Genomic DNA, 13077 nt, shown 5'->3' with positions numbered 1-13077 from the left:
AAAGTCGCCTTAAGCCGTTTACAACACTGGTAAAAGCTTTCCTGGAAAAGCGACGGGCCTCACCGTCAAGACCCCATAATGGGGTGTGGGCTGCCGGGTTTTGGAAAGCGCACTGGGTAGAGTCACTGAGTCCTGACTTGGGTGTCAGTTTGATTATTTTTGCGAAGTATACCAATTCTTTGTTATTGACTCTAACCCAAGGACAGCCTTGAGCCAAAAAAACCGCCGCAGTGATGACATAATCGACAGACAACCAATAAAAAACCCCTGTATCAAGGGAGGGGAAGATACAGGGGGAATCACCAGCTTAAATCTTATTGCTGCAGTTCAACCTTGCCGGACAGTACCTGGAATTCGCCCAGCTCAGGGATCTGCTTGCGTAACTTGTCTTCCAGCACCACCAAACGTTGGAAGTTGTCGCAAAGCGCATCGGCTCTCTGCTCCATCTCCTGGGCGCGGGACTCCATTTGCACTTCAATATCCTTGCCCATCTTTTCCATCTTCTGACTGAAGGCATTGATCTTCTCATCAAAGGTTTCGCCCTCACCTGACATCATGGCGCTGCCCATGGCCATCATCAAACTGCCTAGCGACTGCTGTACCAGTTGCTCTATTTCTTTGGAAAACTCATCACCAAAGGCATTTTCCAGCGACTCTTCAGTGGCCCCGAGGAAGTACTGGTCACCATTGCGATGAGCCACTTCATAGACTCGTTGTTGCAGACTACCCATGGTTTCATCCAACTTGGCACCGGCGGCATCACCCAAGAGTGGTGTCAGGGCCATGCTCACGGCCTCGCTCGCCATGATGACGGCATCTTCCACCAAAGAGATGACTTCGGGTAACTGCTGAGCCATGGCATCCGAGTAATCGTTGACAAGCTTGCTCTGCTCGGCATTCAAGGCCACTTCTTCACCTTCCACATAGAGGCGGCCCGGCTCAATTCGATAGTGTTCTTTCCCTTGATTACTGACACTCAGCTTCTTGGGTTCCAGTGAGATGTCGTAGTTGAGTGACATCTCGCATTGCTCATCTCTTGGCTCAAAGTTGATCGCCATAGCAGGCGCCGCCGCAAACAGTGCACACACCAAAGATATTCCACCAATCGCTTGTTTCATTCTGTCTTCCCTCTCGTTTTAATCTGCCGAGTAAACTTGGTTACCGCTTATGGCTCAGAATAAAGCAGACTTTGTGCCAAAGTTATAATCAACTGATACTAAAAGAATTAATATCAAGTAAGGCAGCAGAATATGAAAATCCACCATCTAGGAGTGGCAAATTTTACCAACTTGTAGCCGTTATGATGAATAAGACACAAGAAACCAAAGAAAGGTTTAACAGGGAATACTCTGGATGGCCAAGACTGTTCCTTTTCTTCACTGCATTCGGGATTAAAAGCCATAATAGCCGCTGTGCCAGCAGCCTAAAGTCGTGGTGTTCCACACCACACCGGGCAAGAGGCTTTGCTTGTCCAAAGCCCCTTGCATCCCCAAGGACCCCCCGACGTAGCCGAAATCCCCGCTGGCTTATGAAACAAATTGGCTACACTCAGGACTCGCCAAACGCATCCATGCATAAGGGCCAGCTCGCCTTCCTTGGCTCGCGCTCATGAACTTGTCGCTTCGCAACATTCGCCTTGCTCGACCTTCGAGCCTCGACATCCCTGTCTCGGCTACGCCAATTTGCAACAACGCCAGCGGCGGCTCCGAAGGGGAGTCGGTGCAATTCTGTAAGAGCTAACTTGTTTGAAGCGACCTATATGCCCGCAGACATACACCTCATTTTCAGGCACAGGCGGAACTGTGACCTTCCGAGCCAGGGATGGCGAGGCAGAGCTTACAGGGACGTACTTGCAGCGAGTCACAGGATCGCCTGTGCATAAGCCTGCGGCAGGCAATGAGAAACATCCGTCGCCGGAGGCCCTGCCAATACTAATTAGTAACTTTTAGCTAAAAGCTATGATAGCCGCTGTGCCAGCAGCCTAAAGTCGTGGAGCTTCGCCCCACACCCGACCAAGAAGGGATCAACAGCAATCCCCTCTTGGATCTCCCTTGCCGCCCCACACGGTGTCGAAAGCCCCTCGGCCTAATGGCGCAAATAACTACCGCTTCAGACGCTCATCCCTGATTCGACTGGCGCTGCTTCGGCATCCATGCCTCAGCCACGTTATTTGCGCCAACGGCTTTCGGCGACACCGAGGGGAATTTGGTGCAATTCCTCATCCCAAAGTGTCGTATTCAGCTGCAGATATACGCCTAATTCCAGGTACAGGCGGGACTGTGACCGTCGAAAACAGGGACTTTTTCGTCGAGCGCCCAAGGATGGGTTAACAGCGTGTCATAGGATCGCCTGTGCATAAGCCTGCGGCAGGCAATGAGAAACATCCGTCGCCGGAGGCCTTGCCAATACTAATTAGTAACTTTTAGCTGGCAGCCATGATAGCCGCTGTACCAGCGGCCTAAAGTCGTGGAGCTTCACCCCACACCCGAGGAAAGGGGGCTGTATCGACTCGCCCCCTTTCCAACCCCCCTGCGACCCGCGACGCAGCGGAAAACCCCTTGTGCTTATGATGCCAATTCGCTATCGCGCCAGACGCTCATCCCTGATTCGACTGGCGCTGCTTCGGCATCCATGCCTCGCTACGCGATTATCATCAACGCCCTGCGGCCGCTTCGAGCGGGAGTTGGTGCAATTCTGCAATCATAGCGTTGCTTGAAATTGCTTATATACCCACTAACATACGCCTATTTCCCTGGCACAGGCGGAACTGTGACCGTCGAAAACAGGGCCGAATTTTGTTCCAGACAAATTCGGCATTTCCTACGTCCCTGTAGGTCAGATGTTTTCGTCGAGGCTACAAGGACGTATTAACGCCGAGTCACAGGATCGCCTGTGCATAAGCCTGCGGCAGGCAATGAGAAACATCCGTCGCCGGAAACTCGGCAAGCGCCTAATGTGCAACTTTAGGCTAAAAGCTATGGTATGGCGTAAAAAACAAAGGCAGCGGAATGCTGCCTTTGGGATCAGAAGATTGAGCGGCCAACGGCCAGCCTGAGTTGCTCCAGCGCTGCCGTTCCGGCGAGTGAGTTGCCGCTGCGGTCAAGCTCCGGCGACCAGACACAGATGGACATGTCACCGGGGATCACAGCGATTATGCCACCACCGACTCCACTCTTGCCCGGCATGCCGACCCGGTAGGCAAACTCACCGGCGCCGTCATAAAGCCCGGATGTAGCCAGGAGCGCATTGAGTCTGCGGCTCTGCAGCGGTGATATCAGCTCTTTGCCATCCAATGCCTTACCGCCTTGGACCAGATACATCATGGCCCGGGAAAGATCGGCGCAGCTCATTTTCAAGGCGCAGTAATGGAAATAGCTTCGCAGCACAGTATCCACATCATTGTTGAAGTTACCGAAGGACTTCATCAGATAGGCAATCGCTGCATTGCGGGCGCTGTGCTGATACTCGGAATCGGCCACCACCTTGTCGTAGCAGATATGCGGATTACCCGCCAAACGGCGAACCACTTCCAGCATTCTGTGCTTGGGCGCTCCGAGGCGGCTCTGCAGCAAGTCGGCTATGACCAGCGCACCGGCATTGATAAAGGGATTACGGGGAATGCCGCGCTCCAACTCCACCTGCACCAGAGAATTAAATGAGTGACCCGACGGCTCTTTGCCTACCCGGCTCCAGATTTCGCTTTCTTCATAGAGTGTCAGCGCCAGTGTCAGGCTGAACACTTTGGAAATACTTTGAATGGAAAAAGGCTCTAAATAATCCCCTGCCCCCACTGTGGTGCCGTCGGCCATGGTGACGGCAATCCCCAGCTTGTTGGCATTGACCCGGGCAAGGGCCGGAATATAATCCGCCACCTTACCCTGGCCAATCAGAGGGCGAACCCTGTCGAGCACCTGCTCAAGCAAGGCCTCGTCCGGGATTAACTCCACCAAATGTCGTACAGCTCAGTAACTTCCAACTCGCTGATTGGCTGAGCTTCCCAGAATGCCTTGACTGCACTTCTGTCATCTTCGGTGCACTTGCCAATTCTTTGGGTGGCAATAATGCCTTCCCATTCTCTGTGGCCGCCACCGTGGAAGCCCAAGCCTCTAGGTTCTATGACTTCATCAATAAAACGGTCGACCAGGGGATCTATCTGTTCCTCCGACACAGAGTCGGCAAAACGCCAACTTACGTCAAATCCCAACTCCTGGAATTCATCAACACGCAATTTCTTGCGCAAACGACGACTGCGAATAGCCATACTGCTTCTCCCTCAGGTGTAATTACTCTGTACGTTCGAACATCAGATCCCAAACACCGTGACCCAGGCGCTGGCCGCGGGCCTCGAACTTGGTCAACGGACGGTAATCCGGCCGTGGCACTACAGTGCCATCGCTGGAAAGGTTGCGATAGCCGGGGGCGGCATTCATCACTTCCAGCATATGCTCGCTGTAGTTTTCCCAATCGGTAGCCATGTGGAACACACCACCGATTTTCAGTTTACGGCGCACCAACTCGGCAAAGGCCGGCTGCACTATGCGGCGCTTGTGGTGGCGTTTCTTATGCCATGGGTCGGGGAAAAACAGCTGCAGCCGCGCCAGAGAATTATCGGCAATGGCATGCTCCAGCACTTCCATGGCATCGTGATGGAATACTCTCAGGTTGGTGACTCCGGCTTCGCCGGCATCGGCAAGACAGGCGCCCACACCAGGCTTGTGCACTTCGATACCGATAAAGTTAAGCTCGGGGGCTTCCTTGGCCATGGTCACCAGTGAGGCACCCATACCAAAACCTATCTCCAGCACTGTGTCTGCCTCACGGGCAAAAACGGCGTTCAAATCCAGCGGCTCGGGGGAATAATCCAGCCCCATGCTGCCCCAATGCGCTTCTATGGCCTGGGCCTGGCCCTTGGTGAGGCGACCCTCACGCAGCACAAAGCTTCTTACTTTGCGCAGATACTTGCCTTCTTCGTTAAACTCGGCCGTTGTGACTTCGCTCATTTTTGCCCCTAGAGAGGTTTGAAAAAAGAAGGGCATTATCCAAAGTTCACCATACAGTGCAAGCCCTGATGCTGAAAAAGTATACCAACAATCCACAAGAACGAAATAAGTCAATCATTTGGGGGGATCAATCTCCTTGTTTCGCCCCTTGGCTGCGGCTACACTGCGCCGATGAACAAGACAGCCTCTTTCGCAGAACGTATCGTAAAATGGTACGACTTGAATGGTCGCAAGACTCTGCCATGGCAACAGCAAAAGACCCCATATAAAGTATGGATTTCTGAGATTATGTTGCAGCAGACCCAGGTCGCGACTGTTATCCCCTACTTCCAAAAATTCATTGCCCGTTTCCCCGATGTCGTCAGCCTGGCCAATGCCGACACGGACGAAGTGCTGCATCTGTGGACAGGTCTGGGCTATTACGCCCGCGCCCGTAACCTGCACAAGGCCGCCATCAAGGTGCGTGATGAGTTCCAAGGCGAGTTTCCAACCGACTTTGACTCGGTGCTGGCACTGCCGGGCATTGGTCGCTCAACTGCAGGTGCGGTACTGTCGCTGTCTTTGGGGCAACATCACCCCATATTGGATGGCAACGTCAAACGGGTACTCGCCCGCCACGGCGCCATAGAAGGTTGGCCCGGGCAAAAGGATGTGGAAAACCAACTCTGGCAGCTGACCGAAGCGCTCACGCCCAAGGCCGAGATCCAAAAATACAACCAGGCGATGATGGATATAGGTGCCACCATTTGCACCCGCTCCCGCCCCGCCTGTGACCAGTGCCCGGTCGCCCGCGATTGCAAGGCGCAGCTAATGGGGCGCCAGGGCGAATTCCCCGGTAAGAAGCCGAAGAAGGCGATTCCGGCCAAAGAAGCCTGGCTACTGGTGCTGGAACACAATGGCGAGATCTTGCTGCAGCAAAGGCCACCCGCTGGGATCTGGGGCGGCCTCTGGTGTTTCCCCGAGTTCAGCAACAGACAAAACCTGCTGCAAGCCGCCAAAGAGTTGGGGCTTGCAGAGCACAGCATCACAGAGCTACCCGGTTTTCGTCACACCTTCAGCCACTTTCACCTGGACGCCCAGCCTATGCTGCTGCGGCTAAAGAGCAAAGTAGTCACAGACATGCTGCTGGACCAAGGTCACAGCGCCCAGAGTAAAGACAGGGTAATGGAACCCAAACCCTGTCTCTGGTATAACTTAAACCAACCTTCCCGGGTGGGACTGGCCGCTGCAACAGAGCGGGTATTGGCCAGCCTGGAACCGAGTCTGACCAAGGAGTAAACATGGCACGCACAGTTAACTGCGTCTATCTCAAGAAAGAAGCCGATGGCCTGGATTTCCAACTGTATCCCGGCGAACTCGGCAAGCGCATTTTCGACAGCATCAGCAAAGAGGCCTGGGGCCTGTGGCAGAAAAAACAGACCATGCTGATCAACGAAAAGAAACTGAACATGATGAATGTCGATGATCGCAAACTGCTGGAAGAGCAGATGGTCGCCTTCCTGTTCGAAGGTCAGGAAGTACAGATTGAAGGCTACGTGCCACCGGCAGAAGATGAATAAGCCGCTATAGCTGTAGCGAGCGAAATGAGAAAAGGCCCTTATGGGCCTTTATCTTTACTGTTAACCAGTTTTAAGAATCAATTCTCGTTGTTCACTAATCCAGCCAACCAAAATGCAGAGTTAGGTTTTATTGACCACTAATATTTCTCAGAGCTAAAAGAACAGACTCAAGACGAGCCGATAAGTTACTCCTGCCAACAAAATTATCAACGTACTTACGCTAAGTACTTACACTAATAGTCTTACCAGCATAGCCGCACAATATGCAGCCAATAGAATGGTACTTTGCTACGTTATAGTCTTTTCCCCCAACAGACCTTATATATCGTCCGTAAAGTCCCATTGCTGTACCAGTGTGTTCAACAAGCTATCTGAGACTTCCTCAAGTCAATCCAACACACTGTAATCAGAAAAACTTATCCAAATGAGTACCCAATCAAACTATCATCCCCCAAAAAACTATCAAACATTTATTAACAAACATATAATTTCAGACACAAATGCCACATGCTATAGCAGATCGTCAAGAGAGTTATCCTATGTCCCAAGCAGAGTCCTCTTCCAGAAAGCTGAGTTTTTTCATCATTGGCCTCGTCTTTTTCATTTGGCTCTATAGCTTGTGGGCTGATCGTGTAACCCCAATGACAGGGATGGCCAGAATCCACTCTTATCTGGTTAGAGTCGCTCCCGAAGTTTCAGGCAATATTACCGAGGTCAAGGTCAGAAATAACCAAGTGGTGGAATCCGGCCAGACTTTATTTGAAATTGATTCCAGAGATTATCAAATCAACTTGCGCACGGCTCAAGCCAACCTGGCTATTGCAGGGCAAAATATCGGCGCCAGTACTGCAGCCGTTGAAGTCGCGCAAGCCAAAGTGATTGAGTCATTGGCGGCGCGCGATAATACCAGAGAGCAAGCGGCCCGAATCACTGAATTGGCAGCAAAAGGCGTATTGAGTAAAGCTGAGCTGGATAATGCGATTGAAGCCAGGGATCGAGCCCAAGCCGCCTTAAATGCAGCAGAAGCCTCTCTGGTACAAGCAAAACAAAACCTTGGTCCTGAAGGGCAAGACAACCCGCAGATCCTCGCCGCAATAGCCAGCCTGGAAAAAGCAGAGTTAGACTTACAACGCACTAAAGTTATTGCCCCTTCCAAAGGTATTGTGACCAACCTACAGCTCACTGTTGGGCAAAAAGCCAGTGTAGGCTCTCCGCTACTTACTTTTATCGACCCAAGAGGTGTCTGGGTATCGGCGCTGGTAAGAGAAAATTCTCTGGAGCATATCCGTGTCAATCAAAAAGTAAAAATTGTCATGGACGCTTTACCGGGTCGAGTGCTCGAAGGAAGAGTCGAAAGCATAGGCTGGGGCACGGGAGGGAGTAATGAAACGGATCAGGCTACCGGCTTTTTAGTCGCAAACAATAACTCCCTAAACGCGCAACGGTATCCGGTTAACATTATCTTTGAGAACGGTAATGTGCCCGGTAATGTTCGTTATGGTTCTAAAGCAACGGTTGCATTCTTAACCGAGCAAAGTAGCTTTGGTGATTGGTTGGCGTCCATCTGGATGAACATTCTGAGCGTTTTGACTTATGTTTCATAGTGCAGCAAATTCAGTCATCAGGCTGGTTTTCACGCCAGTGCTGCTCCTGTTCTATCTCATATATTCAGGCGCCGCCATACCTGTTATCGCCCCTGTATTTGTAGTGATATTTTTTACCCTGATGCCATCCAGGCCACAGCTTAAGGTGCTATTAAAGCTACTGGTAGTACTCCTGTTTATCAGTTTTGGCATAGTAACACTGGGAAATCTGTTGATAGGTACGCCCACTGGATTTTTACTGTTTACTTGGTCACTGATGTTTCTGAGCTATTACCGTGGTCATCAAGATCCCAAAGATATTATTGCCAATTTAACTTTAGTTATCGTCATTTTCATGGTGGTAATGAAGCAACAGATGTCCATACCATTAAGCGCCTTACCATTGACATTGTTCGAAAGCTTTATCATTGCGGTGTTGGCAACCTACCTTGGTTTTTGGCTATTTCCTGGTGACGAGACAAATATCCCGCCCGATGAAGCCAGCATTGAAGGTGCTGATAAAAACATGGGGAAAATCGTCTTTAAAGCAACCGCTACAAGCATTGTGCTTTATGCATTAATCTGGGCTGGCAGCTCACAAGCCTTGTTGATAGCCATAACTTTTGGCAGCATGATAAAATCGCCTATTACCAAAGACAGCCACACGTTTGGCTACCATAGACTTATCACAACTTCTGTCGGCATACTATTTACCATACCATGCATGCTGTTAACCTCTGTAAATGCACCAACTTTCGTGATCATAGGGGTAACTATTTTTTCTGGATTACAATTAGCCTGTTTCGCAATACGCCGTAAAACCCACCTGACTATCTACCAGTTACTGTTTACCAACTTTATCGTATTGACTTATCAAATAGTCAATAATCCAAGTGTATTATCGCTCTCTTCTCAAATGGTTAGACTGGCATCCATTGTTGCCGCAATCTCAATTGGGGTTCTGACCATAAACTTACTCAAGAGTGAGCCGAAAAACACCCATTAACCACAATAGCCTCCTCAAATAAGTGCCCTATCAGCAGCGAAGGCCACACCTGAACAAGCTCAAGTGTGGCCTGCAAGCTTATAAGAAGCTATTTACTCTGCCGCCGCCCCAGCAGGATAAAGCCCGCAGCCAACAGGGAAGAGATAAAGATATACACGGCTATGGTGGCCGAGGTCCCGGGCGGGATCAGCTTTATCAGCACACTGACCATAAGGCTTAAGTACAGGCTTTCCAGCGCATAATAGAGCGCCGTTGCCAAACCCGCCGAAGCGGAGAAGGCGTGCAGAGCACCGTTGGCCGAGACTGCACAAGTCAAGGCAATATTGACTCCAATCAGGTACATGGGAAGCATAAAGCCCAGCAGGGTAACGCCAAAGAGCCACTCGCACAGATAGAGGATAAGCCCACTGACAAATAGCCCCGCCAGCCCTCGAAACACTGTGCCGCTGATTCCCCAACGCCTAACCAAAGGCTTGACGAACCTGGTGGTCAGTATCATCACAATCGCCACCGAGCCGAACCAGAGGCTGAACTCGACTTTACTCAGGCTCAAGGTATCCATCAGCACCGAGGGCGAGGTGGAAAAGTAGGCGAAGAAGGTTCCCATTGCCGTTGCATAAGCCAAGGTATAACCGATAAAAGTCTTGGATCCCAGGATGGTGAACAAGCTATTGAAACGAAACGGCTGGGTTTTGGCCGGCCGGGTTTCTGGCCATTTAAACACTGTGTGCACGGCAACCACGGCAGCAAATATTCCCAGGAAGTAAAATATGCCCTGCCAATGCCACTGCTTTTCTATCAAGGCGCCCAGAAACGGAGCCACTGCCGGTACACAAGCCAACACTGAACCCATGATGGCATAAACGACTACGCCTTCTTCCCTTTCGGCAAATACATCTCTGACCGTGGCAAACGCCGCAACCAATAGTGCAGACGCGCTCAGCGACTGTAACAATCTCAGTCCCAGGAAGTAATCGAAGTTCGGACTTAAGGGAATAGCCAGGCTGGACAATGAGTACAAGACAGCGCCAATAACGACTATCGGCCTTCTGCCAAACTTGTCCGAGAGGGGGCCAAACAGCAATTGCCCAAGGCCTAGGAGTGCCATATACATGGTCAGCGTCAGCTGAACCTGCTCCCTTCCTACCTTGAAACTTGTGCCGATGTCATTCACTGCCGGAAGGTATAAGTCCATCCCCAGTGAAGCAAGCAGATCGAAAGGTACCAGAAGTACCAAAGAGTATAAGAATGAGTAATTCCAGATATTGTTTCTATTCATTTTTGCGTCCAATTATTGCTAAGAATCTATTCAAGCGATAATTGGACTGCCTTCACTGCTCTCTTCATAATCTAACCTCTATTTTGCGGCGCCTTCGCGCCCGCATGACTATAGCGCCATGTTTGAACTCTGCCAAAGAGCAGCAAACAGGCTGGCGCATATTGGCACAAATAATCTTGGTCCGCCACAGCCAAATAGCGAACGCCATGTCAGCTGTTTTCAGGCCGGGCGTACCTCTATCGATAGCGCTTCCTCGGCCGTTGGCGCCTCAAAATAGGCACTAACCTGCCGAAAGACGGTTTCATTGTCGAAGGCTGCCCGCTCCGGGCATTGAACTCTTCTGAGTGCCAGACGCTCGAGACACAACTCATCATCTGCCTCTAAATAGACCAGCAGATGCTGCGCTCCGGCCGCCTCGGCCAGGGCCTTGAACCCATGACGCTGCACTGCGGTATTGGCCGGGAAGTCCAGCACCACATCGACACCGCAACCGAGTAAGGCCTGAATATGTGCGCTCATAACAAGTTTGAGCCGGGCCGAAAACTTGAGATAGTCGCCAAAGTTTTGGATCTCTTGCGGGAAAAGAGCGGCAAGCCACTGATCTTCACTGATACAGACGGCGCGCCGCTCTGAAGCCAACTCTTGCGATAGAGTCGACTTGCCCGCGCCCATCTTGCCGCAGAAAAAGATTAAGGTACCCACTTGATTCATGCCTGTGTCTCCCTTTGAAACTGATAACGATTCTTTACCAATTGCCCCAGCAGCAGCTGTGATGACACCAGCTTCAAGTTCACAGAACCAGGCAAGGTATCAAATAGCCGGATCCCGCCTCCCAGCAACACAGGCACTGTGGTAATGGTCAGCTCATCGACCAGAGCGGCGGCAATAAAGGAGCGAATAAGAGCGCCGCCATCGAGATAGATGTTGTGGTACCCCTTTGCATGCAAGGCGCTGAGCATTTCAGTTGCCGAGCCGCAAATTAACTCGGCTTTGCCGGCAAAACCCTCCGGTAATTGCTTGAGACTATTGCTGGCAACAAATACAGGTTTATCGTAGGGCCAGGCATCGAAGGCGGCCACCACTTCAAAAGTGTTGCGCCCCATTAGCAGAGCATCGACCGAAGCCATAAACTCGGCAAATCCCAGATCGCTGCCCTCCGGGTTATCTATTGCCGCCAACCAATCAAGCTCACCATTGGGTCCGGCAATAAAACCATCCAGACTCTGGGCCATATACACCCTATTTTTCATCTAACTACTCCTTTAGGGAAGGTGCGAACAAGTCCCATGTGTGCTCTGCGTCGGCTTACTGGCCTGGATGCAAGGCGTGGTTCGCCGCAAATGGCTTAGTCCTTTACAAGAAGCACAACACAGCAGACAGGCCTGTAAGCCACGCCCTTTGGGGCTTTCACAGCAACCGGCTCTCTGCGTTATCCGACTTTGACAGGCCCCGGCATGCCTTCAGTCAGATGCCTTGAACGCCAATTGCTGTGCAAGCCAGAGTGCCACGAGGACTTATTCACACCTTCCTTAGCTCCGAACTCAATAACAGAAAGCCCTGTCGATTATTTTCCCTAAGACTCAAAACTGAGCCGATAGGGCCTGTCGATTGCCTCTCGCAGATCCGCCAGAGAAAATACTCGCTGCAACTCGGCAAACTTTTCGCCGTCAAAATAGACCTGCACCACGGGCAGACTGAAGATACTCATCTGGGCGGATAGCTGCTGGCCAGGGCCCTGACAATCGATATAGGCCGCCTGCAATAGTGGATACTCGTCGGTCAACATGGCGCTTATTCTGGGCTTCAACGCCTGACACACGCCGCAATGCTCGCCGCCGAACAGCAGTAATACCGCGGGTTGGCTTTCGAGCAGTTGTTTAAGCTGCTCAAGGGTTTCGATATTCAACATGGTGTCAGCTCACAACGATGCGGCGGCCCAAGTACCCGGGCTCTATTGTTTGTATTGGCGCTCATTGTGCCATATCGGCGCTGACTTTCGGTGACTTTCGCTGTCAGTTTACAGGCCAAAAAGAAAAAGGCGCCGACGGCGCCTTCTGTAAAAACTATTGTGGGTTACTGCTTAACCCCTTCAACAACCAGGTCGAGTTTGACGTGAGTGGAAGCCGGGCCCAGATCGGTAGTAATCTTGTAATCCTTGAGGGCAAACTCGGTAGAGCCGATAAACCCGGCGCGATACCCGCCCCAAGGGTCCTGCCCTTCACCGATAGCCTTGGCATCTATGGTCAGCGGCTTGGTGACCCCATTGAGGGTAAAGTCACCGGTGATCGCCAATTCGCCATTCCCTTTGTCCTCCACCTTGGTGGACTTGAAGCTGGCCTTGGGATACTTGCCGGCATTGATGAAGTCGGCTGAACGTAGGTGCTTGTCCCGCTCGGCATGGTTTGAATCCAGGCTTTGGGTGTTGATGGTCACATTCACCTTGGCATCAGCCGGGTTGGCCTTGTCAAAACTGAAGCTGCCTTCAAATTCGTTAAAACGCCCGACCACAAAGCTGTAGCCAAGATGGTTGACTCTAAAGTTGATAGAGGCATGGGCGCCCTGGGTATCAATCACATAGTCGGCGGCATTCACGGCGCAAGGCAATAACAGGGCGCTGCCAAGCAAACCGGCAAACAGGGTCTTTTTCATT

Annotated in this window: 13 protein-coding genes; 4 read left to right on the top strand and 9 right to left on the bottom strand. The window is 51.4% G+C overall.

Features of this window, described 5'->3' with window-relative positions; genetic code table 11:
• Positions 1-314: 314 nt before the first annotated feature.
• The 4 genes from E1N14_RS06195 to trmB all read right to left on the bottom strand — a co-directional run bounded on the left by E1N14_RS06195 (position 315) and on the right by trmB (position 5000).
• Positions 315-1118: a YggN family protein gene (locus E1N14_RS06195; protein WP_025009470.1), complete on the bottom strand. Its 804-nt coding sequence runs from the start codon at positions 1116-1118 to the stop codon at positions 315-317.
• Between the two features lie 1905 nt (positions 1119-3023).
• Complete coding sequence (glsB, locus tag E1N14_RS06190) at positions 3024-3938, bottom strand: glutaminase B (RefSeq protein WP_025009471.1); 915 nt, start codon at positions 3936-3938, stop codon at positions 3024-3026.
• Positions 3938-4261, bottom strand: a complete 324-nt coding sequence (locus E1N14_RS06185) for a YggL family protein (RefSeq protein ID WP_025009472.1) — start codon at positions 4259-4261, stop codon at positions 3938-3940. The genes glsB and E1N14_RS06185 overlap by 1 nt, the downstream gene beginning before the upstream one ends.
• A 22-nt stretch (positions 4262-4283) precedes the next feature.
• Entirely contained in the window at positions 4284-5000 is a 717-nt protein-coding gene (trmB, locus tag E1N14_RS06180; RefSeq protein ID WP_025009473.1) for a tRNA (guanosine(46)-N7)-methyltransferase TrmB, read from the bottom strand.
• Between the two features lie 171 nt (positions 5001-5171).
• On the opposite strand from trmB, the gene mutY reads away from it, so the two are divergent.
• From mutY to E1N14_RS06160, 4 genes are all read left to right on the top strand, one after another.
• Positions 5172-6278: an A/G-specific adenine glycosylase gene (mutY, locus tag E1N14_RS06175; RefSeq protein ID WP_025009474.1), complete on the top strand. Its 1107-nt coding sequence runs from the start codon at positions 5172-5174 to the stop codon at positions 6276-6278.
• A 2-nt stretch (positions 6279-6280) separates the two neighbouring features.
• Positions 6281-6559 (top strand): oxidative damage protection protein, encoded by a 279-nt coding sequence (locus E1N14_RS06170; protein ID WP_025009475.1) that lies wholly within the window; start codon positions 6281-6283, stop codon positions 6557-6559.
• Positions 6560-7098: 539 nt separating this feature from the next.
• Positions 7099-8163: an HlyD family secretion protein gene (locus tag E1N14_RS06165; protein WP_025009476.1), complete on the top strand. Its 1065-nt coding sequence runs from the start codon at positions 7099-7101 to the stop codon at positions 8161-8163.
• Complete coding sequence (locus tag E1N14_RS06160; protein ID WP_062794003.1) at positions 8153-9148, top strand: DUF2955 domain-containing protein; 996 nt, start codon at positions 8153-8155, stop codon at positions 9146-9148. Before E1N14_RS06165 ends, E1N14_RS06160 begins: the two co-directional genes overlap by 11 nt.
• Positions 9149-9236: 88 nt before the next feature.
• Here E1N14_RS06160 and E1N14_RS06155 read toward each other — a convergent pair whose 3' ends face one another.
• From E1N14_RS06155 to E1N14_RS06135, 5 genes are all read right to left on the bottom strand, one after another.
• Positions 9237-10427 (bottom strand): multidrug effflux MFS transporter, encoded by a 1191-nt coding sequence (locus E1N14_RS06155; protein WP_025009477.1) that lies wholly within the window; start codon positions 10425-10427, stop codon positions 9237-9239.
• Positions 10428-10646: 219 nt separating this feature from the next.
• Positions 10647-11138, bottom strand: a complete 492-nt coding sequence (locus tag E1N14_RS06150; protein ID WP_025009478.1) for a P-loop nucleotide/nucleoside kinase family protein — start codon at positions 11136-11138, stop codon at positions 10647-10649.
• Positions 11135-11677 carry a dihydrofolate reductase family protein gene (locus tag E1N14_RS06145; protein ID WP_025009479.1) on the bottom strand — a complete coding sequence of 181 codons (543 nt, stop codon included), beginning with the start codon at positions 11675-11677 and terminating at the stop codon, positions 11135-11137. The genes E1N14_RS06150 and E1N14_RS06145 overlap by 4 nt, the downstream gene beginning before the upstream one ends.
• Before the next feature lie 323 nt (positions 11678-12000).
• Positions 12001-12336 carry a thioredoxin family protein gene (locus E1N14_RS06140; protein WP_062793986.1) on the bottom strand — a complete coding sequence of 112 codons (336 nt, stop codon included), beginning with the start codon at positions 12334-12336 and terminating at the stop codon, positions 12001-12003.
• 164 nt (positions 12337-12500) lie between these two features.
• The gene (locus E1N14_RS06135; RefSeq protein WP_025009480.1) at positions 12501-13076 is read right to left on the bottom strand and encodes a YceI family protein; all 576 of its coding nucleotides are present in this window, start codon (positions 13074-13076) and stop codon (positions 12501-12503) included.
• Position 13077: the final 1 nt, after the last annotated feature.

It is taken from the genome of Shewanella algae (assembly GCF_009183365.2).
Classification (GTDB): Bacteria; Pseudomonadota; Gammaproteobacteria; order Enterobacterales; family Shewanellaceae; genus Shewanella; species Shewanella algae.
This window is presented reverse-complemented; position numbering and strand designations above follow the sequence as displayed.